This window comes from Enterobacter sp. 725m/11, assembly GCF_011683705.1.
Lineage (GTDB): Bacteria > Pseudomonadota > Gammaproteobacteria > Enterobacterales > Enterobacteriaceae > Enterobacter > Enterobacter bugandensis.
In genome coordinates, this window is sequence record NZ_JAAQOK010000015.1 from 42,572 (window position 1) to 68,510 (window position 25,939).

General features: G+C 56.5%; 22 protein-coding genes. 13 read left to right on the top strand and 9 right to left on the bottom strand.

From position 1 onward, the window contains the following. Positions 1-58 precede the first annotated feature (58 nt). Positions 59-118, bottom strand: a complete 60-nt coding sequence (locus HBA26_RS23100; protein ID WP_213743486.1) for a hypothetical protein — start codon at positions 116-118, stop codon at positions 59-61. Between the two features lie 143 nt (positions 119-261). Between HBA26_RS23100 and pepA the strand changes: the two genes are divergently transcribed. The 5 genes from pepA to HBA26_RS08745 all read left to right on the top strand — a co-directional run bounded on the left by pepA (position 262) and on the right by HBA26_RS08745 (position 6,919). Continuing rightward, positions 262-1,773, top strand: a complete 1,512-nt coding sequence (gene pepA, locus HBA26_RS08725; protein ID WP_028014577.1) for a leucyl aminopeptidase — start codon at positions 262-264, stop codon at positions 1,771-1,773. Positions 1,774-1,890: 117 nt separating this feature from the next. Further along, positions 1,891-2,334, top strand: a complete 444-nt coding sequence (gene holC, locus HBA26_RS08730; protein ID WP_003861884.1) for a DNA polymerase III subunit chi — start codon at positions 1,891-1,893, stop codon at positions 2,332-2,334. Beyond that, complete coding sequence (locus HBA26_RS08735) at positions 2,334-5,189, top strand: valine--tRNA ligase (protein WP_045630735.1); 2,856 nt, start codon at positions 2,334-2,336, stop codon at positions 5,187-5,189. Before holC ends, HBA26_RS08735 begins: the two co-directional genes overlap by 1 nt. A gap of 123 nt (positions 5,190-5,312) precedes the next feature. Continuing rightward, positions 5,313-5,816, top strand: coding sequence for a GNAT family N-acetyltransferase (locus HBA26_RS08740; protein WP_028014579.1), 504 nt, complete (start codon positions 5,313-5,315; stop codon positions 5,814-5,816). Between the two features lie 83 nt (positions 5,817-5,899). Then, complete coding sequence (locus HBA26_RS08745; RefSeq protein ID WP_028014580.1) at positions 5,900-6,919, top strand: NAD(P)-dependent alcohol dehydrogenase; 1,020 nt, start codon at positions 5,900-5,902, stop codon at positions 6,917-6,919. 46 nt (positions 6,920-6,965) lie between these two features. Here the strand turns inward: HBA26_RS08745 and HBA26_RS08750 are convergent, their stop codons facing one another. Further along, on the bottom strand, positions 6,966-8,603 hold the full coding sequence (locus HBA26_RS08750; protein ID WP_166720875.1) for a dihydroxyacetone kinase subunit DhaK: 1,638 nt from the start codon (positions 8,601-8,603) through the stop codon (positions 6,966-6,968). A 137-nt stretch (positions 8,604-8,740) separates the two neighbouring features. Between HBA26_RS08750 and HBA26_RS08755 the strand changes: the two genes are divergently transcribed. Next, positions 8,741-10,243 (top strand): helicase HerA-like C-terminal domain-containing protein, encoded by a 1,503-nt coding sequence (locus HBA26_RS08755; protein WP_041907858.1) that lies wholly within the window; start codon positions 8,741-8,743, stop codon positions 10,241-10,243. Here the strand turns inward: HBA26_RS08755 and HBA26_RS08760 are convergent. After that, the gene (locus tag HBA26_RS08760; protein ID WP_166720878.1) at positions 10,223-11,164 is read right to left on the bottom strand and encodes a TIGR01212 family radical SAM protein; all 942 of its coding nucleotides are present in this window, start codon (positions 11,162-11,164) and stop codon (positions 10,223-10,225) included. The genes HBA26_RS08755 and HBA26_RS08760 overlap by 21 nt on opposite strands. 303 nt (positions 11,165-11,467) lie before the next feature. Then, positions 11,468-11,779: a hypothetical protein gene (locus HBA26_RS08765; RefSeq protein ID WP_164558232.1), complete on the bottom strand. Its 312-nt coding sequence runs from the start codon at positions 11,777-11,779 to the stop codon at positions 11,468-11,470. 71 nt (positions 11,780-11,850) lie between these two features. Between HBA26_RS08765 and gltB the strand changes: the two genes are divergently transcribed. The 4 genes from gltB (at position 11,851) to HBA26_RS08785 (ending at position 18,848) form a co-directional block, all read left to right on the top strand. After that, entirely contained in the window at positions 11,851-16,311 is a 4,461-nt protein-coding gene (gene gltB, locus HBA26_RS08770) for a glutamate synthase large subunit (RefSeq protein ID WP_047367043.1), read from the top strand. 9 nt (positions 16,312-16,320) lie between these two features. Next, complete coding sequence (gene gltD, locus HBA26_RS08775; protein WP_063155272.1) at positions 16,321-17,739, top strand: glutamate synthase subunit GltD; 1,419 nt, start codon at positions 16,321-16,323, stop codon at positions 17,737-17,739. A 270-nt stretch (positions 17,740-18,009) separates the two neighbouring features. Then, positions 18,010-18,234: a hypothetical protein gene (locus HBA26_RS08780; protein ID WP_032644922.1), complete on the top strand. Its 225-nt coding sequence runs from the start codon at positions 18,010-18,012 to the stop codon at positions 18,232-18,234. 320 nt (positions 18,235-18,554) lie between these two features. Then, positions 18,555-18,848: a hypothetical protein gene (locus HBA26_RS08785; protein WP_063438551.1), complete on the top strand. Its 294-nt coding sequence runs from the start codon at positions 18,555-18,557 to the stop codon at positions 18,846-18,848. Positions 18,849-18,892: 44 nt separating this feature from the next. Here HBA26_RS08785 and sspB read toward each other — a convergent pair whose 3' ends face one another. The 5 genes from sspB to zapE all read right to left on the bottom strand — a co-directional run bounded on the left by sspB (position 18,893) and on the right by zapE (position 22,598). Beyond that, positions 18,893-19,393: a ClpXP protease specificity-enhancing factor gene (sspB, locus tag HBA26_RS08790; RefSeq protein WP_028014588.1), complete on the bottom strand. Its 501-nt coding sequence runs from the start codon at positions 19,391-19,393 to the stop codon at positions 18,893-18,895. A 5-nt stretch (positions 19,394-19,398) separates the two neighbouring features. Continuing rightward, on the bottom strand, positions 19,399-20,037 hold the full coding sequence (sspA, locus tag HBA26_RS08795) for a stringent starvation protein SspA (RefSeq protein WP_028014589.1): 639 nt from the start codon (positions 20,035-20,037) through the stop codon (positions 19,399-19,401). Positions 20,038-20,344: 307 nt separating this feature from the next. Beyond that, entirely contained in the window at positions 20,345-20,737 is a 393-nt protein-coding gene (gene rpsI / locus HBA26_RS08800; protein WP_003860436.1) for a 30S ribosomal protein S9, read from the bottom strand. 15 nt (positions 20,738-20,752) lie between these two features. Then, complete coding sequence (gene rplM / locus HBA26_RS08805) at positions 20,753-21,181, bottom strand: 50S ribosomal protein L13 (protein ID WP_006178824.1); 429 nt, start codon at positions 21,179-21,181, stop codon at positions 20,753-20,755. 292 nt (positions 21,182-21,473) lie between these two features. After that, entirely contained in the window at positions 21,474-22,598 is a 1,125-nt protein-coding gene (gene zapE, locus HBA26_RS08810) for a cell division protein ZapE (protein ID WP_126345797.1), read from the bottom strand. A gap of 189 nt (positions 22,599-22,787) precedes the next feature. On the opposite strand from zapE, the gene zapG reads away from it, so the two are divergent. From zapG to degS, 3 genes are all read left to right on the top strand, one after another. Further along, positions 22,788-23,186, top strand: coding sequence for a Z-ring associated protein ZapG (gene zapG / locus HBA26_RS08815; protein WP_010436126.1), 399 nt, complete (start codon positions 22,788-22,790; stop codon positions 23,184-23,186). 170 nt (positions 23,187-23,356) lie between these two features. Beyond that, complete coding sequence (gene degQ / locus HBA26_RS08820) at positions 23,357-24,724, top strand: serine endoprotease DegQ (protein WP_048960843.1); 1,368 nt, start codon at positions 23,357-23,359, stop codon at positions 24,722-24,724. 92 nt (positions 24,725-24,816) lie between these two features. Further along, on the top strand, positions 24,817-25,884 hold the full coding sequence (degS, locus tag HBA26_RS08825; RefSeq protein ID WP_028014593.1) for an outer membrane-stress sensor serine endopeptidase DegS: 1,068 nt from the start codon (positions 24,817-24,819) through the stop codon (positions 25,882-25,884). Positions 25,885-25,939: the final 55 nt, after the last annotated feature.

The following is a 25,939-nucleotide window of genomic DNA, read 5'->3' on the forward strand; positions in this document are numbered from 1 at the left end:
ATACGCCCGTAAAAACCCGTCTCTTTGCTGGAAAATCGCTTGTTTCATGGCTTAAACGTCATTTATTCTCTTGAGTCGTCGAAATCGTCGCTAAGATTAAAACATCCGGCGGATTCACGCTTCAGGACTTTTTCTGACGTGTCGAAACCGTAGTAACGTAAGATTAACACGAAGTCACCACAACAGCGGACATGAGTTACGAAAGGTTTCAATTCTATCCGTAGCAGCCGCCGTTGTCTTTAAGATTCAGGAGCGTAGTGCATGGAGTTCAGTGTAAAAAGCGGTAGCCCGGAGAAACAGCGGAGTGCCTGCATCGTTGTGGGCGTCTTTGAACCGCGCCGACTCTCCCCGATCGCCGAGCAACTCGATAAAATCAGTGACGGCTATATCAGCGCCCTGCTGCGCCGTGGCGAACTGGAAGGCAAACCTGGGCAGACGCTGTTACTGCACCATGTTCCGAACGTCCTGTCAGAGCGTATTCTGCTGATTGGCTGCGGTAAAGAGCGCGAGCTGGATGAACGTCAGTATAAGCAGGTTATTCAGAAAACCATTAATACGCTGAATGACACCGGTTCAATGGAAGCCGTCTGCTTCCTGACCGAGTTGCACGTCAAAGGCCGTAACACCTACTGGAAAGTGCGTCAGGCCGTCGAAACGGCAAAAGAGAGCCTTTACAGCTTCGATCAGCTTAAGACCAACAAAAGCGAGCCGCGTCGCCCGCTGCGCAAAATGGTCTTTAACGTGCCAACCCGTCGCGAACTGACCAGCGGCGAGCGCGCCATCCAGCATGGTCTGGCGATTGCCGCCGGTATCAAAGCGGCAAAAGATCTCGGCAACATGCCGCCAAACATCTGTAACGCCGCCTACCTCGCCTCTCAGGCGCGCCAGCTGGCTGACTCCTACAGCAAAAACGTCATCACCCGCGTCATCGGCGAACAGCAGATGAAAGAGCTGGGGATGCACTCTTATCTGGCGGTGGGTAACGGCTCGCAGAACGAATCCCTGATGTCGGTCATCGAATACAAAGGCAACCCGTCTGAAGACGCGCGTCCGATCGTGCTCGTCGGTAAAGGGCTGACCTTTGACTCCGGCGGTATCTCCATCAAGCCTTCAGAAGGCATGGACGAGATGAAGTACGACATGTGCGGCGCGGCGGCGGTTTACGGCGTCATGCGCATGGTTGCGGAGCTTCAGTTGCCCATCAACGTAATCGGCGTGCTGGCAGGCTGCGAAAACATGCCTGGCGGTCGCGCGTATCGTCCGGGCGACGTCCTGACCACCATGTCCGGCCAGACCGTTGAAGTGCTGAATACCGACGCCGAAGGCCGTCTGGTACTCTGTGACGTGTTGACCTACGTTGAGCGCTTCGAGCCAGAAGCGGTTATCGACGTGGCCACCCTGACCGGTGCCTGCGTGATTGCCCTGGGCCATCACATCACCGGCCTGATGTCGAACCACAACCCGCTGGCGCACGAGCTTATCGGCGCGTCCGAGCAGGCCGGTGACCGCGCATGGCGTCTGCCGCTGGGTGACGAGTATCAGGAACAGCTGGAGTCTAACTTTGCGGACATGGCTAACATTGGTGGTCGTCCTGGCGGCGCAATTACCGCAGGCTGCTTCCTGGCGCGCTTCACCCGTAAATATAACTGGGCGCACCTGGACATCGCGGGTACCGCATGGCGCTCCGGTAAAGCCAAAGGCGCTACCGGACGTCCGGTGGCCCTGCTGTCGCAGTTCCTGCTTAATCGTGCGGGTTTTAACGGCGACGAGTGATGTAATGTGCCGGGTGGCGGCTTCGCCTTACCCGGCCTACACGCCGCTCAACCGTAGGCCGGGTAAGCGAAGCGCCACCCGGCTTTGCATTTAAATCCACGACAAGAAGCCCCATATATGAAGAATGCAACGTTCTACCTTCTGGACAACGACACCCATCAGGATGGCCTCAGCGCCGTTGAACAGCTGGTGTGTGAAATTGCCGCAGAACGTTGGCGCGCAGGTAAACGCGTACTGATTGCCTGTGAAGATGAACAGCAGGCGATTCGCCTGGATGAAGCGCTATGGGCGCGCCCGCCGGAAAGTTTTGTTCCGCATAACCTGTCGGGCGAAGGTCCACGCGGCGGGGCTCCGGTCGAAATAGCCTGGCCGCAAAAGCGCAACAGCAGCGCGCGCGATATTCTCATTAGCCTGCGGACAGACTTTGCAGATTTTGCCACCGCTTTCACAGAAGTGGTAGACTTTGTCCCTTACGAAGAATCCTTGAAACAACTGGCGCGCGAACGCTATAAAGCGTACCGCCTGGCCGGTTTTAACCTGAATACGGCAACCTGGAAATAATGGAAAAGACATATAACCCACGCGATATCGAACAGCCGCTTTACGAGCACTGGGAACAGCAGGGCTATTTCAAGCCTAACGGCGACGAAAGCAAAGAGTCCTTCTGCATCATGATCCCGCCGCCGAACGTCACCGGCAGTTTGCATATGGGGCATGCTTTCCAGCAGACCATCATGGACACCATGATCCGCTACCAGCGCATGCAGGGCAAAAACACCCTGTGGCAGGCGGGGACTGACCACGCGGGTATCGCGACCCAGATGGTGGTTGAGCGTAAAATTGCCGCTGAAGAAGGTAAAACTCGTCACGACTACGGTCGCGATGCGTTCATCGACAAAATCTGGCAGTGGAAGGCAGAATCCGGCGGCACCATTACCCGTCAGATGCGCCGTCTCGGCAACTCCGTGGACTGGGAGCGCGAGCGCTTCACCATGGACGAAGGCCTGTCCAACGCCGTAAAAGAAGTGTTCGTCCGTCTGTACAAAGAAGACCTGATTTACCGCGGCAAACGCCTGGTAAACTGGGACCCGAAACTGCGCACCGCAATTTCTGACCTGGAAGTGGAAAACCGCGAGTCTAAAGGCTCCATGTGGCACATCCGCTATCCGCTGGCCGACGGCGCTAAAACCGCAGACGGTAAAGATTACCTGGTGGTAGCGACCACCCGTCCGGAAACCCTGCTGGGCGATACCGGCGTGGCCGTTAACCCGGAAGATCCGCGCTATAAAGATCTGATCGGCAAATTTGTGGTGCTGCCGCTGGTGAACCGCCGCATTCCGATTGTGGGCGACGAACACGCCGACATGGAAAAAGGCACCGGCTGCGTGAAAATCACCCCGGCGCACGACTTCAACGACTATGAAGTGGGTCGTCGTCACGCCCTGCCGATGATCAACATTCTGACCTTCGACGGCGATATCCGCGAAAGCGCAGAGGTGTACGACACCAAAGGCAACGAATCCGACGTTTACTCCAGCGAGATCCCGGCGGAGTTCCAGAAGCTTGAGCGCTTTGCTGCACGTAAAGCCATCGTAGCCGCCGTTGATGCTCTCGGCCTGCTGGAAGAGATTAAGCCTCACGATCTGACCGTGCCGTACGGCGACCGTGGCGGCGTGGTTATTGAGCCAATGCTGACCGACCAGTGGTACGTCCGTGCCGACGTGCTGGCAAAACCGGCTGTGGAAGCGGTTGAGAACGGCAGCATTCAGTTCGTGCCGAAGCAGTACGAAAACATGTACTTCTCCTGGATGCGCGACATTCAGGACTGGTGTATCTCCCGTCAGCTGTGGTGGGGTCACCGCATCCCGGCATGGTACGACAACGAAGGCAACGTCTACGTTGGCCGTAGCGAAGACGAAGTGCGTCAGGAAAATAACCTGAGCGCTGACGTGGCCCTGCGCCAGGATGAAGACGTTCTGGATACCTGGTTCTCCTCCGCGCTGTGGACCTTCTCTACCCTCGGCTGGCCGGAAAACACCGACGCGCTGCGTCAGTTCCACCCTACCAGCGTAATGGTGTCCGGCTTCGACATTATCTTCTTCTGGATTGCCCGCATGATCATGATGACCATGCACTTCATCAAAGACGAAGACGGCAAGCCGCAGGTTCCGTTCCATACCGTCTACATGACCGGCCTTATCCGCGACGACGAAGGGCAGAAGATGTCCAAGTCCAAGGGCAACGTGATTGACCCGCTGGACATGGTTGACGGGATCTCCCTGGAAGACCTGCTGGAAAAACGTACCGGCAACATGATGCAGCCGCAGCTGGCTGAGAAAATCCGCAAGCGTACCGAGAAGCAGTTCCCGAACGGGATCGAATCTCACGGTACCGATGCCCTGCGCTTCACCCTGGCGGCGCTGGCCTCTACCGGCCGCGACATCAACTGGGACATGAAGCGTCTGGAAGGTTACCGTAACTTCTGTAACAAGCTGTGGAACGCCAGCCGCTTCGTGCTGATGAACACCGAAGATCAGGATTGCGGCTTCAACGGCGGCGAGATGACTCTGTCTCTGGCAGACCGCTGGATCCTGGCGGAATTTAACCAGACGGTGAAAGCCTTCCGCGAGGCGCTGGACAGCTACCGCTTCGATATCGCAGCGGGCATTCTTTACGAATTCACCTGGAACCAGTTCTGTGACTGGTATCTGGAGCTGGCGAAGCCGGTCATGAACGGCGGTTCTGAAGCAGAGCTGCGCGGCACGCGCAACACGCTGATTACCGTCCTGGAAGGCCTGCTGCGCCTGGCGCATCCGGTCATTCCATTCATCACCGAAACCATCTGGCAGCGCGTGAAGGTCATTGCGGGCATCAACGCCGATACCATCATGCTGCAGCCGTTCCCGGAATTCGATGCGGCTAAGGTTGATGAAGCCGCGTCAGCGGATACCGAGTGGCTGAAGCAGGCGATCGTTGCGGTACGTAACATCCGTGCCGAAATGAACATCGCCCCGGGTAAACCACTGGAGCTGCTGCTGCGCGGTTGCAGCGACGCTGCCGTTCGTCGCGTCACCGAGAACAACACCTTCCTGAAAACCATGGCGCGTCTGGAAAGCATCACCGTGCTGCCTGCCGATGACAAGGGTCCGGTTTCCGTGACTAAAATCATCGACGGTGCGGAGCTGCTGATCCCGATGGCGGGCCTGGTCGACAAAGACGCAGAGCTGGCGCGTCTGGCGAAAGAAGTGGCGAAAGTCGATGTGGAAATTGGCAAAATCGAAAGCAAGCTGGCGAACGAAGGCTTTGTTGCCCGCGCGCCGGAAGCGGTCATCGCCAAAGAGCGTGAGCGTCTGGTTGCCTTCGCCGATGCGAAGACCAAACTGATCGAGCAGCAGGCCGTTATCGCGGCCCTGTAATGCTTTTACCCCTTACGCTTCAGGGCGTAAGGGGTAACCTTCCTGAAAACTCCTCGCTTGCACTCCCTTTTCTGCGGTGCTATTAACAGCAACTGTGTGTCAATTTTTGTAATGAGTAATGCTATGAGCGTGATTACCCCCGTCGCGACGACGATGCGTCGGATCACTGAGCAGGACAATCCGGCTATCGCCGCCGTTATTCGCACCGTTTCTGCAGAGTTTGGGCTGACGGCGGATAAAGGTTACACCGTTGCCGACCCGAATCTTGACGAACTGTTTAAGCTGTACAGCCAGCCGGGCCACGCCTACTGGGTCATTGAGCAGGACGGCCAGGTTGTGGGCGGCGGCGGCGTTGCGCCGCTGAGCTGCAGCGAGCCGGATATCTGTGAGCTGCAGAAAATGTATTTCCTGCCGTCGGTTCGTGGGCAGGGTCTGGCGAAGAAGCTGGCGCTGGTCGCCCTGGAGCACGCGCGCAATCAGGGTTTTAAACGCTGCTACCTCGAAACCACCGCCTTCCTCAAAGAGGCCATCGGCCTGTATGAACATCTGGGCTTTGAGCATATCGATGCGCCGCTGGGCTGCACGGGCCACGTTGACTGCGAAGTCAGAATGCTGAAAAGTCTGTAAGTTTCGTTCCTGCCCCCTTCTGTTAAGCGGCTGTAAACTGAATGCTCTACACTCTCAGTTCACACCACAACGGGGGAAACACGATGTCGAAGATAAAAAGCTACGCCGCACCGCAGGCGGGTGCAGAACTTGAGCTGTACGAGTACGATGCGGGCGAACTAAAAGCAGAAGACGTCGAAGTACAGGTTGATTACTGCGGGGTCTGCCACTCAGATCTCTCGATGATCGACAACGAATGGGGCTTCTCCAGCTATCCGCTGGTTGCCGGGCACGAAGTGATTGGCCGCGTCGTCGCGCTCGGCAGCGCCGCGCAGGACAAAGGGCTGAAGGTTGGCCAGCGCGTGGGCATTGGCTGGACAGCACGCAGCTGCGGCCACTGCGACGCCTGTATCAGCGGCAACCAGATCAACTGCCTTGAAGGCGCAGTGCCCACCATCCTGAACAAGGGCGGTTTCGCCGATAAGCTGCGCGCCGACTGGCAATGGGTCATCCCGCTGCCGGACAGCATTGATATTGAATCTGCTGGTCCACTGCTGTGCGGCGGGATCACCGTCTTTAAACCGCTGCTGATGCACCACGTCACCGCCACCAGCCGCGTGGGCGTGATCGGTATCGGCGGTCTGGGCCATATCGCCATCAAGCTGCTGCACGCGATGGGCTGTGAAGTTACGGCGTTTAGCTCGAACCCGGCGAAGGAGAAAGAAGTGCTGGCAATGGGCGCGGACAAAGTCGTGAACAGCCGCGATCCGGACGCGCTGAACGCGCTGGCTGGGCAGTTTGACCTGATCATCAACACCGTGAACGTCGATCTCAACTGGCAGCCGTACTTTGAAGCGCTGGCCTACGGCGGTAACTTCCACACCGTGGGTGCGGTGATGAAGCCGCTGCCGGTTCCGGCCTTTACCCTGATCGGCGGGGATCGCAGCGTGTCAGGCTCCGCGACCGGTACGCCATACGAGCTGCGCAAGCTGATGAAGTTTGCCGGCCGCACCAAAGTGACGCCGACCACCGAGCTGTATCCAATGTCGAAAATTAACGAAGCCATCCAGCACGTGCGCGACGGCAAAGCCCGTTATCGCGTGGTGTTGAAAGCGGATTTCTGATATGAGTTTGCCGGGTGACGGCTTCGCCTGACCCGGCCTACTTTTGCTACTGCGCCAATATATTAAACACTTCCGCCACCGCGACCGCCCCCGGGTCCATTACCCCATCCAGATTCTCTTTATTCACATACGATGAGCGCCCTGCTCCGGCTTTCGCCATTTTCGCCGTTGCCTCCGCTCCCTGCTGCGCAGCCTGCGCTGCCGCCTGAAGATCTTTTTTCTTCAAGGCTTCCAGCGCCGGTTGCAGCGCATCGATCAGCGTACGATCGCCGAGATCTGCCCCGCCATACTGCTTCATCTGCGCCAGTCCGCTCAGCAATGCTTCAGGTAGCGGCTGTCCATCGTGAAGCTTTTGCCCCGCCGCCGTGAAGAAGATCGACATGAGTACACCGCTCGATCCGCCCATCACCGTGGCCAGTCGTTCCCCCACCAGCAACAGCAGCTTAGGTACGTCATTCAGCGGGAGAGTGTTTTCTTCCAGGCGCTGCGCAATATCCCGTGCACCTTGCGCAAACGTAGAGCCAGTATCGCCATCGCCCACTTTGGCATCCAGCGCATTCAGGCGGTTTTCAAGCTGTATGAGCGTCTTCGTCACCTGTGAAACAGACTCCTTCACCTGCGGATTGTCGGACGCGTCATATTCCACGCTATCGTGAATAGCGCTTTGCGGAACGGTACGCAGAGGGGCAAACGCCACAGGCTTCTGCCAGCCCAGCGTCTCGACCTCGGCGTGAATCGCCTTTTCAAAGTAATCGTTGAGCTTTAGCAGCGTCAGAGAAAAGCCCTTCATATCCAGCGCGCTCACCAGCGGCGCAGGGCCAATCAGGTACGCAATATTCTCTTTCAGCGCTGAATGTGCCAGCTCTTTGGTGAGCAGAGCCATCTCCAGCGCGGACACGCCGCCGAGGTTGTTGATCAGCACCGCGAAACGCCCCTCGCCCGCCTGCGCTTTGAGCGGCGACACCAGCGTGTCGATAATCGCTTTGCTGTTTTGCGTATCAACCACCGAGGCACCCGGCTCCCCGTGGATCCCCAGCCCCAGCTCGACATGGCCCTGCTTGATGCGCCCCTCTTCATCGTCGCTGCCCGGCAGGTTGCAGGTTTGCATCGCAACGCCCAGGCTCCAGAGGTTATCGCAGGCCTGCTGCGCAATATCCCGCACCTCGCTCAGCGATTTTCCGTGCTCCGCTGCATAGCCTGCAATCTTGTGCACCAGCGCCGTGCCGGCAATGCCGCGCGGCTGCTTGTTGTCGGGCAGCGCGATATCGTCCGCCACAATCACCATCTCGACCTTCAGGCCGTAGCGTTTGGCCTTTTCTGCCGCCAGGCCAAAGTTAAGCCGGTCACCGGTATAGTTTTTGACGATCAGCAGGCAGCCGCGATCGCCCGTCACCGCCACAATAGCGTTCAGCACCGCATCCACGCTCGGGGAGGCGAACAGATCGCCACACACTGCCGCCGTCAGCATGCCTTTACCGACAAATCCGGCGTGCGCCGGTTCGTGCCCGGAGCCTCCGCCGGAGATCACCGCCACGCGGCTTTTATCCCAGTCACCGCGGGCGACAACCCTGATAGCTGGATCGATATCAAGTTTGACGAGATTCGCATGTGGCGCAGAAAGCAGTATGCCTTCAATGGCGTCATTGACCAGCTGTTTGCGATCGTTAAAGAAGAATCTGGACATTGTTTTCCACTATTTTATGAACCGTATGCAAAAGCATAGTCCGAGCTGGACAATGCGCCGCAAAGTCAGCAATTTACTCAACCATTTTGCCGTCAGGTTGCCTATACTCCACCCAGGACTAAGAGAGGAAGCGCATCATGAGTACACCATTGTTAATTGCCCGGACGCTGGAAAAAGAGCTGTATCTACTGCCCGCGATGGCGAACCGCCACGGTCTGATTACCGGCGCCACCGGCACAGGGAAAACAGTCACTCTTCAGAAGCTGGCGGAGTCACTTTCAGAGATTGGCGTGCCGGTCTTTATGGCTGACGTGAAGGGCGATTTAACCGGTGTGGCTCAGGAGGGTACCGCTTCTGAAAAACTGCTCGAACGACTGAAGAATATTGGCATTACGGACTGGACGCCGCACGGCAACCCGGTGGTGGTCTGGGACATCTTCGGTGAGAAAGGCCACCCGGTACGCGCCACCGTTTCCGATCTCGGCCCGCTGCTGCTGGCCCGCCTGCTCAACCTCAACGACGTGCAGTCCGGCGTGCTGAACATCATCTTCCGTATCGCCGACGATCAGGGGCTGCTGCTGCTCGATTTCAAAGATCTGCGCGCCATTACCCAGTACATCGGTGATAACGCCAAATCTTTCCAGAACCAGTACGGCAATATCAGCAGCGCCTCTGTCGGTGCCATTCAGCGTGGGCTACTGACGCTGGAGCAGCAGGGCGCCGAACACTTCTTCGGCGAGCCGATGCTGGATATTAAAGACTGGATGCGCACCGACAGCAGCGGCAAAGGCATCATCAACATTCTGAGTTCAGAGAAGCTCTACCAGATGCCAAAGCTTTACGCCGCCAGCCTGCTGTGGATGCTCTCTGAGCTGTACGAGCAGTTACCGGAAGCGGGCGATCTGGAAAAACCCAAACTGGTCTTCTTCTTTGACGAAGCACACCTGCTGTTTAACGACGCGCCGCAGGTGCTGCTGGATAAAATTGAACAGGTTATCCGCCTGATCCGCTCCAAAGGGGTCGGCGTCTGGTTTGTGTCGCAAAACCCGTCGGATATTCCTGACAATGTGCTGGGCCAGCTGGGAAACCGCGTGCAGCACGCCCTGCGCGCCTTTACGCCGAAGGATCAGAAAGCGGTGAAAGCCGCCGCGCAAACCATGCGTGCCAATCCGGCCTTTGATACCGAAGCCGCGATTCAGGCGCTGGGCACCGGTGAAGCGCTGATCTCGTTCCTGGATGCCAAGGGCAGCCCGTCCGTGGTGGAACGCGCAATGGTGATCGCGCCCTGCTCGCGCATGGGGCCGGTTACCGACGATGAACGTAACAGCCTGATTAATCACTCCCCGGTGTACGGCAAGTATGAAGACGAGGTGGATCGGGAGTCTGCGTTCGAGATGCTGCAAAAAGGGGTACAGGCAACCACCGAATCGCAGGATGCTCCACCCGCTAAGGGCCAGTCAGTCGCAGTGGATGACGGTATTCTCGGCGGGCTAAAAGACATTTTGTTTGGCACAACCGGACCGCGCGGCGGCAAACGCGACGGCGTGGTACAGACCATGGCGAAAAGCGCCGCGCGGCAGGTCACCAATCAGATTGTGCGCGGCATGCTGGGGAGTCTGCTAGGCGGCCGCCGTCGATAGGCGGGGAACCCACGGGCGGCCCAGCGCCGAACCCTGTACGCCGTTTTCCTGAAGATAGCGGTCGATTTCCACCATCCCCGTCCACCGGTTCTCGCACCAGAGCGGTGCCAGAAGCGTTGGACGGCGGGCGCTGGCGGAGATGCGGTGGTAGACAATCTCCGGCGGCGTATGGCGAATCATCTCTCCCGCCGTCACCGTATAGTCGTCGAGCTCGATACTGCTTAACCGCCCGGCTTCCCAGGCTTTCGCCATTATGCTTCCCTTCACGATATGCAGCGGGTGCAGCTTAATGCCGTCTACGCCGGTTTCAACGACTTTTTCCAGCGTCTCCAGGCTGTGCTGCTGCCCTTCTCCGGGCAAGCCGACAATCAGATGCGAACAGACTTTCAGGCCACGCTCGCGGGCGAGACGCGTGGTGCGCTGGTAGCAGGCGAAATCATGCCCACGATTGATACGGTGCAGGGTTTTATCGTGCGCGGTCTGCAGGCCCAGCTCCAGCCAGATCTCATAGCCCTTCTCTCTGTACTCGCTAAGTAAATCCAGCACCGCCTCCGGTACGCAGTCCGGGCGCGTACCCACGCACAGCCCGACAATGTTCGCCTGAGTAACCGCCTGCTGATACATGGAACGCAGCACCTGCACCTCCGCCCACGTACTGGTGTAGGCCTGGAAATAGGCCAGATACTGCTTCGCGCGGTTCACCAGGCTGGCCTGATGGGCGAGCTGTTCCGCGATGGATTTATGCTGCTGGGCTTTGTCAGCAAACGACGCAACGTTACAGAAGGTGCAGCCGCCGCGCCCGATGGTGCCGTCGCGGTTCGGGCAGCTAAAGCCGCCGTGCAGCGTCAGCTTATGCACCTTTTGACCGTACCGCTGCAAAAGATCCCCACCAAACATATTGACTAATTTCTGTAACTGCATAATCTGATAGACCGTCCCGAAGAAAGGGGACAAGCCTGCCATTGTTAGCCTCTGTCGGCGATGACCTGGATCAATCGCCCTGGACGGCCTTTATCCATTTGAATAAATAATCAAGATTACCGAGATTTCATTCACCCGCCACGTAATTACTTTTCCTTATGTTCTGATGGTTTTTTTCATTTATAGCGCCAGGACTGAAAAACAGTGATTTTATGCGGGTTCGAAGACTGCGCCAGATTATTATTCTGCCATAAATCCGCATTTCAGCACGCTGCATCAATAATACCGCTTTCATATAGTGAGTCAGATCACACTCCCCTGCACCTTCCTGGCGCTTTCAGCGGTTGTAAAATTAGTAAAATAATCAATAAAAACAAAATGATAATTACTCGTTAGCACATTTTTGTATAAATAAGATTGCCATTTGACCTGTGTACCAATTCCCGATAAGTTGGAAATCCGCTGGAAGCTTTCTGGATGAGCGGCCTGCTCATCATATTTATGCAGTAATTGAGATTCCCTCTGAAGCAAGTCCTCAAACTTGTTTACCTGCGCGAAAGGATGAAAAGAGGGCGAATGCGAGGTCCGCGTATGAAACGCTAACCCCGTCGCCATGCTCTTTCTGCGCCTGTGCGCCACGGTAAAGTTCAGTGGGAAGCCCGACGAGCCTGGGGAGGTTCACTGATATGTTGTACGATAAATCCCTTGAGAAGGATAACTGTGGTTTCGGCCTGATCGCCCACATAGAAGGCGAACCTAGCCACAAGGTAGTGCGTACCGCTATTCACGCACTGGCCCGTATGCAGCACCGTGGCGCCATCCTGGCCGATGGTAAAACCGGCGACGGTTGCGGCCTGCTGCTGCAAAAACCGGATCGTTTCTTCCGCATCGTGGCGGAAGAGCGCGGCTGGCGTTTAGCCAAAAACTACGCTGTCGGCATGCTGTTCCTGAATCAGGATCCTGAAAAGGCTGCCGCCTCACGCCGCATCGTTGAAGAAGAACTTCAGCGCGAAACCCTGTCGATTGTCGGCTGGCGCGATGTGCCAACCAACGAAGGGGTACTCGGTGAAATCGCCCTCTCCTCGCTGCCTCGTATTGAGCAGATTTTCGTTAACGCGCCTGCGGGCTGGCGTCCGCGCGATATGGAACGCCGTCTGTTTATCGCCCGTCGCCGCATTGAAAAACGTCTCCAGGACGATAAAGAGTTCTACGTCTGTAGCCTCTCTAACCTGGTGAACATCTATAAAGGTCTGTGTATGCCGGCTGACCTGCCGCGCTTCTACCTGGACCTGGCGGACCTGCGTCTGGAATCGGCCATTTGCCTGTTCCACCAGCGCTTCTCCACCAACACCGTACCACGCTGGCCGCTGGCTCAGCCGTTCCGCTACCTGGCGCACAACGGCGAGATCAACACCATCACCGGCAACCGCCAGTGGGCGCGTGCTCGTACCTATAAGTTCCAGACCCCGCTGATCCCTGACCTGCACGATGCCGCGCCGTTCGTGAACGAAACCGGCTCTGACTCCAGCTCCATGGACAACATGCTGGAACTGCTGCTGGCGGGCGGGATGGATATCGTGCGCGCCATGCGTCTGCTCGTGCCGCCGGCCTGGCAGAACAACCCGGATATGGATCCGGAGCTGCGCGCGTTCTTCGACTTTAACTCCATGCACATGGAGCCGTGGGACGGCCCGGCGGGCATCGTGATGTCCGACGGTCGCTTCGCTGCCTGTAACCTGGACCGTAACGGTCTGCGTCCGGCGCGCTACGTCATCACCAAAGACAAGCTCATCACCTGCGCCTCTGAAGTGGGGATCTGGGATTACCAGCCTGACGAAGTGGTCGAGAAAGGCCGCGTCGGTCCGGGCGAGCTGATGGTGATCGATACCCGCGGCGGCCGTATTCTGCACTCTGCGGAAACCGATAACGATCTGAAAAGCCGCCATCCGTATAAAGAGTGGATGGCGAAAAACGTCCGTCGCCTGGTGCCGTTCGAAGATCTGTCTGACGACGAAGTGGGCAGCCGCGAGATGGACGACGATACCCTCGCGAGCTTCCAGAAGCAGTTTAACTACAGCGCGGAAGAGCTGGACTCGGTTATTCGCGTGCTCGGCGAAAACGGCCAGGAAGCGGTCGGCTCGATGGGTGACGATACCCCGTTCGCCGTGCTCTCCAGCCAGCCGCGCATTATTTACGACTATTTCCGTCAGCAGTTTGCGCAGGTGACCAACCCGCCAATCGATCCGCTGCGTGAAGCCCACGTGATGTCGCTGGCCACCAGCATCGGTCGCGAGATGAACGTCTTCTGTGAAGCCGAAGGCCAGGCGCACCGTCTGACCTTTAAATCGCCGATCCTGCTGTACTCTGATTTTAAACAGCTCACCACCATGACCGAGGAGCACTACCGCGCCGACACGCTCGATATCACCTTCGACGTGACCGAAACGAGCCTCGAAGAGACGGTGAATGCGCTGTGTGACAAAGCCGAGCAGATGGTGCGTAACGGCACCGTTCTGCTGGTGCTGTCTGACCGTAACATTGCGAAAAACCGTCTGCCGGTGCCTGCGCCAATGGCGGTGGGGGCTATCCAGACGCGTCTGGTCGACAAGAGCCTGCGCTGCGATGCCAACATCATTGTGGAAACCGCCAGCGCCCGCGATCCGCACCACTTTGCCGTGCTGTTAGGCTTTGGTGCGACGGCGATCTATCCATACCTGGCCTACGAAACGCTGGCCCGCCTGGTAGACACCCGCGCCATCGACAAAGATTACCGCACGGTGATGCTGAACTACCGTAACGGCATCAACAAAGGCCTGTATAAGATCATGTCCAAAATGGGCATCTCGACCATTGCCTCTTACCGCTGCTCGAAGCTGTTTGAAGCGGTCGGCCTGCACGACGACGTCGCCAACCTCTGCTTCCAGGGCGTGGTCAGCCGCATCGGCGGGGCCGGTTTTGCTGACTTCCAGCAGGATCTGGTGAACCTGTCGAAGCGCGCCTGGCTGGCACGTAAGCCGCTGGAACAGGGCGGCCTGCTGAAATACGTTCACGGCGGCGAATATCACGCCTACAACCCGGACGTGGTGCGCACGCTGCAACAGGCGGTACAGAGCGGCGAATACAGCGATTATCAGCAGTATGCCGAGCTGGTGAACAACCGTCCGGCAGCGACGCTGCGCGACCTTATTGCCCTCAATCCGGGCGATGAAGCGGTCAGCGTTGACGAAGTTGAGCCTGCATCCGAACTGTTCAAACGCTTCGATACCGCGGCGATGTCCATCGGCGCGCTGAGCCCGGAAGCGCACGAAGCGCTGGCGGAAGCCATGAACAGCATCGGCGGCAACTCCAACTCCGGCGAGGGCGGTGAAGATCCTGCCCGTTACGGCACCAACAAAGTGTCGCGCATCAAGCAGGTGGCGTCCGGCCGCTTTGGCGTAACCCCTGCCTACCTGGTTAACGCCGACGTGATCCAGATTAAGGTCGCTCAGGGTGCAAAACCGGGTGAAGGCGGTCAGCTGCCGGGTGATAAAGTCACCCCGTACATCGCCAAACTGCGCTACTCGGTGCCGGGCGTGACGCTGATTTCCCCGCCGCCGCACCACGATATCTACTCTATCGAGGATCTGGCGCAGCTCATTTTCGACCTGAAGCAGGTCAACCCGAAAGCGATGATCTCCGTGAAGCTGGTTTCCGAGCCGGGCGTCGGCACCATCGCCACCGGCGTGGCGAAAGCCTATGCGGATCTGATCACCATTGCCGGCTACGACGGCGGCACCGGCGCAAGCCCGCTCTCCTCCGTGAAATATGCGGGCTGCCCGTGGGAGCTTGGTCTGGTGGAAACCCAGCAGGCGCTGGTGGCTAACGGCCTGCGTCACAAGATCCGTTTGCAGGTGGACGGCGGTCTGAAAACCGGCCTCGACATCATCAAAGCGGCGATTCTGGGTGCGGAAAGCTTCGGCTTCGGTACCGGCCCGATGGTTGCGCTCGGCTGTAAATACCTGCGTATTTGCCACCTGAACAACTGCGCAACCGGCGTTGCAACCCAGGACGAGAAGCTGCGTAAGAATCACTATCACGGCCTGCCGTTCAAAGTGACTAACTACTTTGACTTCATCGCCCGTGAAACCCGCGAGCTGATGGCGCAGCTGGGCGTGAAGCGTCTGGTGGATCTGATTGGCCGTACCGACCTGCTGAAAGAGCTGGAAGGCTTCACCGCCAAGCAGCAGAAGCTGGAGCTGTCTAAGCTGCTGGAAACGGCTGAGCCGCATCCTGGCAAAGCGGTTTACTGCACCGAGAACAACCCGCCGTTCGACAACGGCGTGCTGAACGCGCAGCTGCTGCAACAGGCGAAGCCGTACGTGGACGAGAAGCAGAGCAAAACGTTCTGGTTTGATATCCGCAACACCGACCGTTCTGTCGGCGCGTCCCTCTCCGGCTACATCGCGCAAACGCACGGTGACCAGGGGCTGGCATCGGATCCGATTACCGCGCACTTCAGCGGTACCGCGGGCCAGAGCTTCGGCGTGTGGAACGCCGGCGGCGTTGAGTTATACCTGACCGGCGATGCCAACGACTACGTCGGCAAAGGCATGGCGGGCGGTCTGCTGGCGGTGCGTCCTCCGGTCGGTTCAGCCTTCCGCAGCCATGAAGCCAGCATCATCGGCAACACCTGTCTGTACGGTGCGACCGGCGGTCGTCTGTTTGCCGCGGGCCGTGCGGGCGAACGTTTTGCGGTGCGTAACTCCGGTGCCATCACCGTGGTGGAAGGCATTGGCGATAACGGCTGCGAATACATGACGGGCGGAATTGTGTGCGTCCTGGGTAAAACCGGCGTGAACTTTGGCGCCGGCATGACGGGCGGTTTTGCCTACGTGCTGGATGAAGACGGTGAGTTCCGCAAGCGCGTGAACCCGGAACTGGTGGAAGTGCTGGACGTTGATTCGCTGGCCATTCATGAAGAACACCTGCGCGGTTTGATTACCGAACACGTGCAGCATACCGGTTCTTCGCGCGGCGAAGAGATCCTGGCGAACTGGCCAGCGTTCTCTGCGAAATTCGCGCTGGTTAAGCCGAAGTCCAGCGATGTTAAAGCCCTGTTGGGTCACCGTAGTCGTAGCGCAGCAGAGCTGCGCGTGCAGGCGCAGTAAGGAATTCAGATGAGCCAGAACGTTTACCAGTTTATCGACCTGCAGCGTGTTGATCCGCCAAAGAAACCGCTGAAGATCCGTAAAATTGAATTTGTTGAAATCTATGAGCCGTTTTCAGAAGGCCAGGCCAAAGCACAGGCAGACCGCTGCCTGTCCTGCGGTAACCCTTACTGCGAATGGAAATGTCCGGTCCATAACTACATTCCGAACTGGCTGAAGCTGGCCAACGAAGGGCGTATTTTTGAAGCCGCCGAGCTGTCTCACCAGACCAATACACTGCCGGAAGTGTGCGGCCGCGTGTGTCCTCAGGATCGCCTGTGCGAAGGCTCCTGTACGCTGAACGACGAGTTTGGTGCGGTGACCATCGGCAACATCGAACGCTATATCAACGATAAAGCGTTCGAGATGGGCTGGCGTCCGGATATGACCGGCGTGCGTCAAACCGACAAGCGCGTGGCGATCGTCGGCGCGGGTCCGGCAGGCCTGGCCTGTGCGGACGTGCTGACACGCAACGGCGTGAAGGCGGTGGTTTTTGACCGTCATCCGGAAATCGGCGGTCTGCTGACCTTCGGCATCCCGGCCTTCAAACTGGAAAAAGAGGTGATGACCCGCCGCCGTGAAATCTTCACCGGCATGGGCATTGAGTTCAAACTCAACACCGAAGTGGGCCGCGACGTGCAGCTCGACGATCTGCTGAAGGATTACGACGCCGTGTTCCTGGGCGTGGGTACCTATCAGTCCATGCGCGGTGGTCTGGAGAACGAAGATGCGCCAGGCGTGTACGACGCGCTGCCGTTCCTGATTGCTAACACCAAACAGCTGATGGGCTACGGCGAAACTGCCGACGAGCCGTTTGTCAGCATGGAAGGTAAACGCGTTGTCGTGCTGGGCGGCGGTGATACCGCGATGGACTGCGTGCGTACGTCCATTCGTCAGAACGCGGCGCACGTCATCTGTGCTTACCGTCGTGACGAAGAGAACATGCCGGGCTCTAAGCGCGAAGTGAAAAACGCGCGTGAAGAGGGCGTGGAGTTCCAGTTCAACATCCAGCCTCTGGGCATTGAAGTGAACGCCAACGGAAAGGTGAGCGGCGTGAAGATGGCGCGCACCGAGATGGGTGCGCCGGATGCGAAAGGCCGTCGTCGCGCGGAGATCGTGGCTGGCTCTGAGCACGTGATCCCGGCCGACGCCGTGGTGATGGCGTTTGGTTTCCGCCCTCACAGCATGGAGTGGCTGGCGAAGCACAGCGTAGAGCTGGACTCACAGGGCCGCGTGATTGCGCCGGAAGGCAGCGACAACGCCTTCCAGACCAGCAACCCGAAAATCTTCGCCGGTGGCGATATCGTTCGCGGTTCAGACCTGGTGGTGACGGCAATTGCCGAGGGCCGCAAGGCGGCTGACGGGATCCTGAACTTCCTGGAAGTGTAATACCGGTTGAACATGCGGTTTATCATCACCGCATGTTCGCCCCCCCCTTCTTTCCCCCCTTCAATTCCAGGCTTATTCCTTCTGCCTGAGATTTATTACGAACCATGACATGATGAACCTTTATCAACGGTCCGTAACTCTCTTTAAATCGTGAACGCAATCGTATATCCACAACAAATAAATGGTTAAGTGTTGAAGCAGAAGTTCATATAACGCAGTAATAGAAGAGCGGCGTAATATCTGCGCCGTAAACAAAAGGGATTTGAAATAATGGTCAAAAAACATGCCTATGTAGAATATCGCCCTAAATCAACGAGTGAGGATGAAGACGTTATCCATCATGTGGTGATTGTTGACGGCAAAGAGATACATACAGAGAAAACGCAGGAAAAGGCTGCTGATTGGGCTTTGGAACAGGGTTATGCGGTTCATGTCGCCCGCGAGCGCCATCTTAAGGACTTAGATCAACCGCCTTTGTTCCGTGTATACCCCTAGGGCAATTAGATGTTCCTTGTAATACACCAAGGGATTAAAGCCTAAATATGCGCTATTTAAAAGCCCTTCGGGGCTTTTTATTATGTCTTTAACCGGAGTGATTCTTAGGGGCAAACACAATCGAAAATGTGACATTTATGTCCGGACATTTCGATAATAACATTCACTAACAGCATAGATATCTGAATTAACATTCACAGCTAATATCATTGCATTCTCAAATATGAAACGACAACTAGTGTCATCTAAATAACTTGTCTGATCCTGGGCCGGCACCTCTTTGCCGCTGATATATTGCTACTACATACGGAAATGAAGATATGAAATTCGATAAAATCGTCACCGGGCTACTCTTTGCCATTTTGTTTTTCAGCGTCGGTAATGCTGTCGCCAAAGCCAACGCGCTCTCCGATACTCAGGTTAAAAACGAAATTATTGCGGAGTCTATCGCTGATTATCCCGGCGTATGTGCTTGCCCTTTTAATCAGGCCCGAAATGGCAGTTCATGCGGGCGTCGCAGTGCATGGAGTAAGGCTGGTGGCTATTCCCCAATTTGTTACCAGAATGAAGTCACCGCTGAAATGATAAAAGAGTGGCGGGAACGTAACAGCTAACCGCTATAAGCAGAAAGCAAAACAGGCCCGTCGGGCCTGTTTGTTTATTTCACAACGCGCAGTGCGGGACGACCACCGCGCGGTGGCGGTTCATCATCGGGACCCTCGTCGTCGTCCTGACGATCGGGCTTGTCGCCATCAATCACAGACATTACCGGGTCGCTTTCGCGTTCATCGGATGCCTCATCGTCATTCAGGCTGGCAACCTCTTCATCATACGCCGCTTCCGGCTCGAACATGGTGCCTGCACCGTTTTCACGGGCGTAGATAGCCAGAACCGCAGCCAGCGGAACGGAAACCTGACGCGGCACGCCGCCGAAACGCGCATTAAAGCGCACTTCGTCGTTTGCCAGCTCCAGGTTACCCACTGCACGTGGCGCAATATTCAGTACAATCTGTCCGTCGCGTGCGTATTCCATTGGAACCTGCACGCCCGGCAACGTCACATCCACAACCAGGTGCGGCGTGAGCTGGTTATCCAGCAGCCATTCATAGAAGGCGCGCAGCAGATACGGACGGCGTGGGGTAAGTTGTGACATTTCCACAGTCATTAGCCTCGGCCGAGACGCATTTCACGTTCCGGTTCAGTTAAAGATGCCAGGAAAGAGTCGCGCTCAAATACGCGAGTCATATAGCCTTTCAGCTCTTTTGCGCCAGGGCCGCTGAACTCAACGCCCAGAATTGGCAGACGCCACAGCAGCGGGGCCAGATAGCAATCCACCAGGCTGAACTCGTCGCTCAGGAAGAACGGTTTCTGACCAAACACAGGGGCAATTGCCAGCAGCTCTTCACGCAGTTGCTTACGCGCAGCGTCGGCTTCAGAAGCGGAACCGCTGGTAATGACGTTCATCAGCGAATACCAGTCTTTTTCGATACGCTGCATGTACAGGCGGCTTTCACCACGTGCAACAGGGTAAACAGGCATCAGCGGCGGATGCGGGAAACGCTCATCCAGATATTCCATAATGATACGGGATTCCCACAGGGTCAGCTCGCGATCCACCAGCGTCGGTACGCTTTGGCTCGGGTTGAGATCGATCAGATCCTGAGGCGGGTTATCCTTTTCCACATGCTCGATCTCAAAACTGACACCCTTCTCGGCCAGCACGATACGAACCTGATGGCTATAAATGTCAGTAGGACCAGAAAACAGCGTCATTACCGAACGTTTGTTGGCAGCGACAGCCATGAAAACCTCCAGGTATATTCAGAATTTTTACTGCTACCAGCCCAACGGGGCCAGCCAGATGAAGTATCGCCCATCCCAGAGAAGACACATTGTTCAAGAATCGAACAAAAATCGAGTATTCACCGATATTTGGGCAGAAAATTGGATGATAGTTTACCAGATTTTGATGGCTTTGTGGTGAGGGGATGCCGGAAATGTGGAAAAAGAGAAGATATATGAAATGTTACTGTGGATAACCTGCGCATTATCCATAAAAAAACCCGCCGAAGCGGGTTTTTCGCCAATCGTTCTGCGTAAGCAGAATGGATTAACGTTTGGAGAACTGTGGACGACGACGTGCTTTACGCAGACCCACTTTCTTACGTTCAACCTGACGAGCGTCACGAGTAACGAAGCCAGCTTTACGCAGTTCAGAACGCAGGGATTCGTCGTACTCCATCAGAGCGCGGGTGATACCGTGACGGATCGCACCTGCCTGACCGGAGATACCACCACCTTTAACGGTGATGTACAGATCCAGTTTTTCTACCATATCAACCAGTTCCAGCGGCTGGCGAACTACCATGCGGGCAGTTTCGCGACCGAAGTATTGTTCCAGAGAACGCTGGTTGATTACGATTTTACCACTGCCCGGTTTGATGAAAACGCGAGCTGCGGAACTTTTGCGGCGACCAGTGCCGTAGTATTGATTTTCAGCCATTGCCTATAATCCCGATTAGATGTCAAGAACTTGCGGTTGCTGTGCCGCGTGGTTGTGCTCGTTGCCTGCGTAAACTTTCAGTTTACGGAACATAGCACGACCCAGCGGGCCTTTTGGCAGCATGCCTTTAACCGCGATTTCAATCACACGCTCAGGACGGCGGGCAATCATCTCTTCAAAGGTCGCTTCTTTGATACCACCGATGTGGCCGGTGTGATGGTAGTACACTTTGTCAGTACGCTTGTTGCCGGTAACAGCAACTTTGTCAGCGTTCAGAACGATGATGTAATCACCGGTATCAACGTGCGGAGTGTATTCCGCTTTATGCTTACCGCGCAGGCGACGAGCCAGTTCAGTAGCCAGACGGCCCAGAGTTTTACCGGTCGCGTCAACAACATACCAGTCGCGCTGTACGGTTTCTGGTTTAGCTGTAAAAGTTTTCATTAAAAGCTTACCCAAATAATAAGTTACACGTTGGTGAACACCCAAACGTTTAGTCAGTTGAGGTTCACACGACAAAGTCCGGCAAACCTACCCCTTCGAATAGCACATGCCGACACATAGAAAGTTTCGGGAAAAAAACCTTCTCGTAACGTGGGGTCGCAAGATTATAGAGAAGTTGAGGTCAAAGATCGACCCTTAAATGTGATTTGGAATGGGTTTTTCGGGAGGCGCGTTTGTGCGGTCTGGTGCCCTCACCCTCAGCCCCTCTCCTCGCGGGAGAGGGGCGCATTGATTAGGGCTTATGCTCACGCTTGAGATACTCTTCGCTCTGCATCTCTTGCAGGCGCGAGAGGCAGCGCTGGAACTCAAACTTCAGCCGCTCGCCCTGGTAGATCTCATATAAAGGCACCTCGGCGCTGACGACAAGCTTGACGTGGCGCTCGTAAAACTCGTCCACCAGCGCAATGAAGCGCCGCGCTTCGCTCTCCATCAGCCGCGTCATCACCGGCACATCCAGCATCATCACGGTGTGGAACAGGCGCGAAAGCGCAATATAGTCATGCTGGCTACGGGCATCCACGCAGAGCGTCGCAAAAGAGACTGCCAGCGTCTGGTTTTCTACGCCAAGGGTAGGTAACGGGCGATGGTTAATCTCCAGCGTCGGTGCGTTTTCGCGTTTTGCGCCCGCCAGCGCCAGCCAGAGTTTATCCATCTCGCGAGCGGTATCGGCGTTTAACGGCGAAAGCCACAGGTGCGCCTGCGTTAACGTGCGCAGACGATAATCGACACCGGCATCGACATTCATGATGTCGCAATGCTGTTTGATAGCATCAATAGCCGGCAGGAAACGCGCCCGCTGCAGGCCGTTGCGATAGAGTTCATCCGGCGGGATATTCGACGTGGCAACGAGCGTGATCCCGCGGGCAAACAGCGCTTTCATCAGCCCGCCTAACAGCATGGCGTCGGTAATGTCAGAAACAAAAAACTCATCGAAGCAGAGCACGTCCGTTTCCGCCTTGAACCTGTCAGCCACAATCTCCAGCGGATCGCTTTTGCCCTGCAGCGCTGTCAGCTCTTCATGCACCCGCAGCATAAAGCGATGGAAGTGGAGGCGCTGTTTACGCTCCCCCGGCAGGCTGAGATAAAACAGATCCATCAGCCAGGTTTTTCCGCGACCGACGCCGCCCCACATATATAAACCGCGCACCGGAGCCTGAGCCTGCGGCGCTTTTTTGCCGAGCAGTCGGCCAAACGCCGCTTTGAGCCCACCACTCTGTTCTACTTCAGCAGGTTTTGCCGTGAGCGCCTGATAAATCATCTCCAGACGGTTTACCGCCTCACGTTGAACGTCATCAGGCTGATGAGTACCCTCATTCAGGGCCAGTTGATATCGCGATGCAGGGGACAGGATTTGCATAATCTTATTGTTATTCCTTCAATTAATGCTCATCAGCAGGCGTGACTGATGAAAAAAAGGCCGTTCTACACTACGCGATGATACGTCAGGATTCCACTTCTGCGGAAATAGCGGTTATAGTGGCATTATCAGGCACAGGCAGGAGCCGAGCCAACACCCTACGGAACAACAAGACAACGGGAGAAGTTCATGACCTGGGAATATGCGCTAATCGGTTTAGTCGTCGGCATCGTGATCGGTGCTGTGGCCATGCGTTTCGGCAACCGCAAATTGCGTCAGCAGCAGTCACTGCAGTACGAACTGGAAAAGAATAAAGCAGAGCTGGAAGAGTATCGCGAAGAGCTGGTCAGCCACTTTGCCCGTAGCGCCGAGCTGCTGGACAACATGGCGACCGACTACCGTCAGCTGTATCAGCATATGGCGAAAAGCTCCAGCAGCCTGCTGCCGGAAATGACCGCGGAGACTAACCCGTTCCGCAACCGTCTGGCCGACTCAGAAGCGGGTAACGATCAGGCTCCGGTTCAGATGCCACGCGACTACTCTGACGGCGCGTCCGGCCTGCTGCGCGGTGGCGCAAAACGCGATTAATCGCACAACATAAATATATTTTACGGGCGCATCTCTTGCGCCCGTCCTTTCTTCCCGTCCCCAGCTATTATTTAGTCAAACACCTCATTGTTCAGCGGTATAAAATTCAATAACATCATCATGATTTTGGGCCGTTCTTCTTTCATTCCAGGATACGAGAGTCAGCATCAATGAAGAAAAAAAACCAGCTGTTGAGCGCTATAGCGTTAAGTGTCGGGTTATCTCTCTCGGCGTCCTTCCCTGCCGGTGCGGCGCTGCCTTCGCAGGTGCCGGGACAGGCAGCCACTCCCAGCCTCGCGCCAATGCTGGAAAAAGTGTTGCCCGCGGTCGTGAGCGTTCAGGTAGAAGGCACGGCGGTTCAAAGCCAGCGCGTACCGGAAGAACTGAAAAAATATTTTGGCGATGAGTCCCCCAACCAGCAGGCTCAACCTTTTGAAGGCCTGGGCTCTGGCGTCATCATTGATGCGGCTAAAGGCTATATTCTGACCAACAATCATGTCATCAGCCAGGCCGATAAAATCAGCGTCCAGCTGAACGATGGTCGTGAATTTGATGCCAAACTGATTGGCGGCGATGATCAGAGCGACATCGCGCTATTGCAGGTGCAGAACCCGAGCAACCTGACCCAGATTGCCATTGCGGATTCCGACAAGCTGCGCGTCGGTGATTTTGCCGTCGCCGTGGGCAACCCCTTTGGTTTAGGTCAAACCGCCACCTCCGGCATAATCTCTGCGCTGGGACGCAGTGGCCTGAATCTGGAAGGTCTGGAAAACTTCATCCAGACCGATGCCTCAATCAACCGGGGCAACTCCGGCGGGGCATTACTCAACCTTAACGGCGAGCTGATTGGCATTAACACGGCAATTCTGGCTCCGGGCGGCGGCAGCATTGGGATTGGCTTTGCGATCCCAAGCAATATGGCTAAAACGCTGGCGCAGCAGCTAATCCAGTTCGGCGAAGTCAAACGTGGACTGCTGGGTATTAAAGGCATGGAGATGAGCGCGGATATCGCGAAAGCGTTCAATATCAACGTGCAGCGCGGTGCGTTTGTCAGTGAAGTGCTGCCAAACTCCGGCTCGGCAAAAGCAGGCATCAAATCGGGCGATGTGATCGTCAGCCTTAACGACAAGCCGCTGAGCAGCTTTGCTGAACTGCGTTCGCGTATTGCCACCACCGAACCGGGGGCCAAAGTGAAGCTGGGCCTGATCCGTGACGGTAAGCCGCTGAACGTCGAAGTGACGCTGGATAAAAGCACCTCGTCCTCTGCCAGCGCGGAGCTTATTGCCCCGGCGCTGCAGGGAGCAACGTTAAGCGATGGGCAGTTGAAAGACGGTACGAAAGGCATTCGCCTGGACACCGTCGAGAAGAGCAGCCCTGCCGCGCAGGCCGGATTGCATCAGGAAGATGTCATCATTGGCGTGAACCGCAATCGCGTGCAGTCCATTGCCGAACTGCGCAAGGTGCTGGAGAGCAAACCGGCGGTCATTGCCCTGCAGGTCATGCGTGGCAATGAGTCTATCTACATTCTGTTGCGCTAAGCATTTGCGATCCCGGACATCACCGCTGCGTGTGATGTCCGGATAACTCATGTTATGCTGCAAATCGTTCCTTTTTTCACGACACGCGCATCATGCTTTTAAAGCTCTTACGTTCCATTGTCATCGGTTTGATTGTCGCTGGCCTGCTGCTGCTGGCGATGCCGTCTTTGCGTCAGTTTAATAAGCTGTCTGCCCCCCAGTTCGACAGCACGGATGAAACGCCGGCGACCTATAACCAGGCCGTTCGCCGTGCCGCCCCTGCCGTGGTTAACGTTTATAACCGCGGCCTTAACAGCTCAGCACATAACCAGCTTGAGATCCGCACCCTTGGCTCCGGGGTGATTATGGACGAGCGCGGCTACATTATTACGAACAAACACGTGATCAACGATGCCGACCAGATCATCGTCGCCCTGCAGGATGGCCGCGTGTTTGAGGCGTTGCTTGTGGGTTCAGACAGCCTGACCGATCTGGCCGTGCTGAAGATTAACGCCACGGGCGGATTGCCGGTCATTCCGATCAACCGTAAACGTACGCCGCACATCGGCGATGTAGTGCTGGCGATCGGTAACCCGTACAACCTGGGCCAGACCATCACGCAGGGAATTATCAGCGCGACCGGTCGAATCGGCCTCAACCCGTCAGGACGGCAGAACTTCCTGCAGACGGATGCGTCAATCAACCACGGCAACTCCGGCGGCGCGCTGGTCAACTCGCTGGGCGAACTGATGGGCATCAACACCCTCTCGTTCGATAAAAGCAACGACGGCGAGACGCCGGAAGGGATCGGCTTTGCTATTCCGTTCCAGCTGGCGACCAAGATTATGGATAAGCTGATCCGCGACGGACGCGTGATCCGCGGCTATATCGGTATCGGCGGGCGCGAAATTGCGCCAATGCATACTCAGGGCGGCGGTATCGATCAGATTCAGGGCATCGTCGTCAACGAGGTGGCACCGGGTGGCCCGGCGGCTAACGCGGGGATTCAGGTTAATGATGTCATCGTGTCGGTCAACGGCACGCCGGCAGTCTCGGCCCTGGAGACGATGGACCAGGTGGCCGAAATTCGCCCTGGCTCGATCATCCCTGTGGAAATCATGCGCAACGATAAGAAAATGACGCTGCACGTGACGATTCAGGAATACCCGGCAACAAATTAGCCCCATAAAAAAACCGAAGCACTTACTGGCTTCGGTTTTTTTGCCGGGTGGCGCT

Coding starts and splice junctions, on each gene's coding strand:
- pepA (WP_028014577.1), top strand. CDS start 262: ATGGAGTTCAGTGTAAAAAGCGGTAGCCCGGAGAAACAGCGGAGTGCC.
- holC (WP_003861884.1), top strand. CDS start 1,891: ATGAAGAATGCAACGTTCTACCTTCTGGACAACGACACCCATCAGGAT.
- HBA26_RS08735 (WP_045630735.1), top strand. CDS start 2,334: ATGGAAAAGACATATAACCCACGCGATATCGAACAGCCGCTTTACGAG.
- HBA26_RS08740 (WP_028014579.1), top strand. CDS start 5,313: ATGAGCGTGATTACCCCCGTCGCGACGACGATGCGTCGGATCACTGAG.
- HBA26_RS08745 (WP_028014580.1), top strand. CDS start 5,900: ATGTCGAAGATAAAAAGCTACGCCGCACCGCAGGCGGGTGCAGAACTT.
- HBA26_RS08750 (WP_166720875.1), bottom strand. CDS start 8,603: ATGTCCAGATTCTTCTTTAACGATCGCAAACAGCTGGTCAATGACGCC.
- HBA26_RS08755 (WP_041907858.1), top strand. CDS start 8,741: ATGAGTACACCATTGTTAATTGCCCGGACGCTGGAAAAAGAGCTGTAT.
- HBA26_RS08760 (WP_166720878.1), bottom strand. CDS start 11,164: ATGCAGTTACAGAAATTAGTCAATATGTTTGGTGGGGATCTTTTGCAG.
- HBA26_RS08765 (WP_164558232.1), bottom strand. CDS start 11,779: ATGGCGACGGGGTTAGCGTTTCATACGCGGACCTCGCATTCGCCCTCT.
- gltB (WP_047367043.1), top strand. CDS start 11,851: ATGTTGTACGATAAATCCCTTGAGAAGGATAACTGTGGTTTCGGCCTG.
- gltD (WP_063155272.1), top strand. CDS start 16,321: ATGAGCCAGAACGTTTACCAGTTTATCGACCTGCAGCGTGTTGATCCG.
- HBA26_RS08780 (WP_032644922.1), top strand. CDS start 18,010: ATGGTCAAAAAACATGCCTATGTAGAATATCGCCCTAAATCAACGAGT.
- HBA26_RS08785 (WP_063438551.1), top strand. CDS start 18,555: ATGAAATTCGATAAAATCGTCACCGGGCTACTCTTTGCCATTTTGTTT.
- sspA (WP_028014589.1), bottom strand. CDS start 20,037: ATGGCTGTCGCTGCCAACAAACGTTCGGTAATGACGCTGTTTTCTGGT.
- rpsI (WP_003860436.1), bottom strand. CDS start 20,737: ATGGCTGAAAATCAATACTACGGCACTGGTCGCCGCAAAAGTTCCGCA.
- rplM (WP_006178824.1), bottom strand. CDS start 21,181: ATGAAAACTTTTACAGCTAAACCAGAAACCGTACAGCGCGACTGGTAT.
- zapE (WP_126345797.1), bottom strand. CDS start 22,598: ATGCAAATCCTGTCCCCTGCATCGCGATATCAACTGGCCCTGAATGAG.
- zapG (WP_010436126.1), top strand. CDS start 22,788: ATGACCTGGGAATATGCGCTAATCGGTTTAGTCGTCGGCATCGTGATC.
- degQ (WP_048960843.1), top strand. CDS start 23,357: ATGAAGAAAAAAAACCAGCTGTTGAGCGCTATAGCGTTAAGTGTCGGG.
- degS (WP_028014593.1), top strand. CDS start 24,817: ATGCTTTTAAAGCTCTTACGTTCCATTGTCATCGGTTTGATTGTCGCT.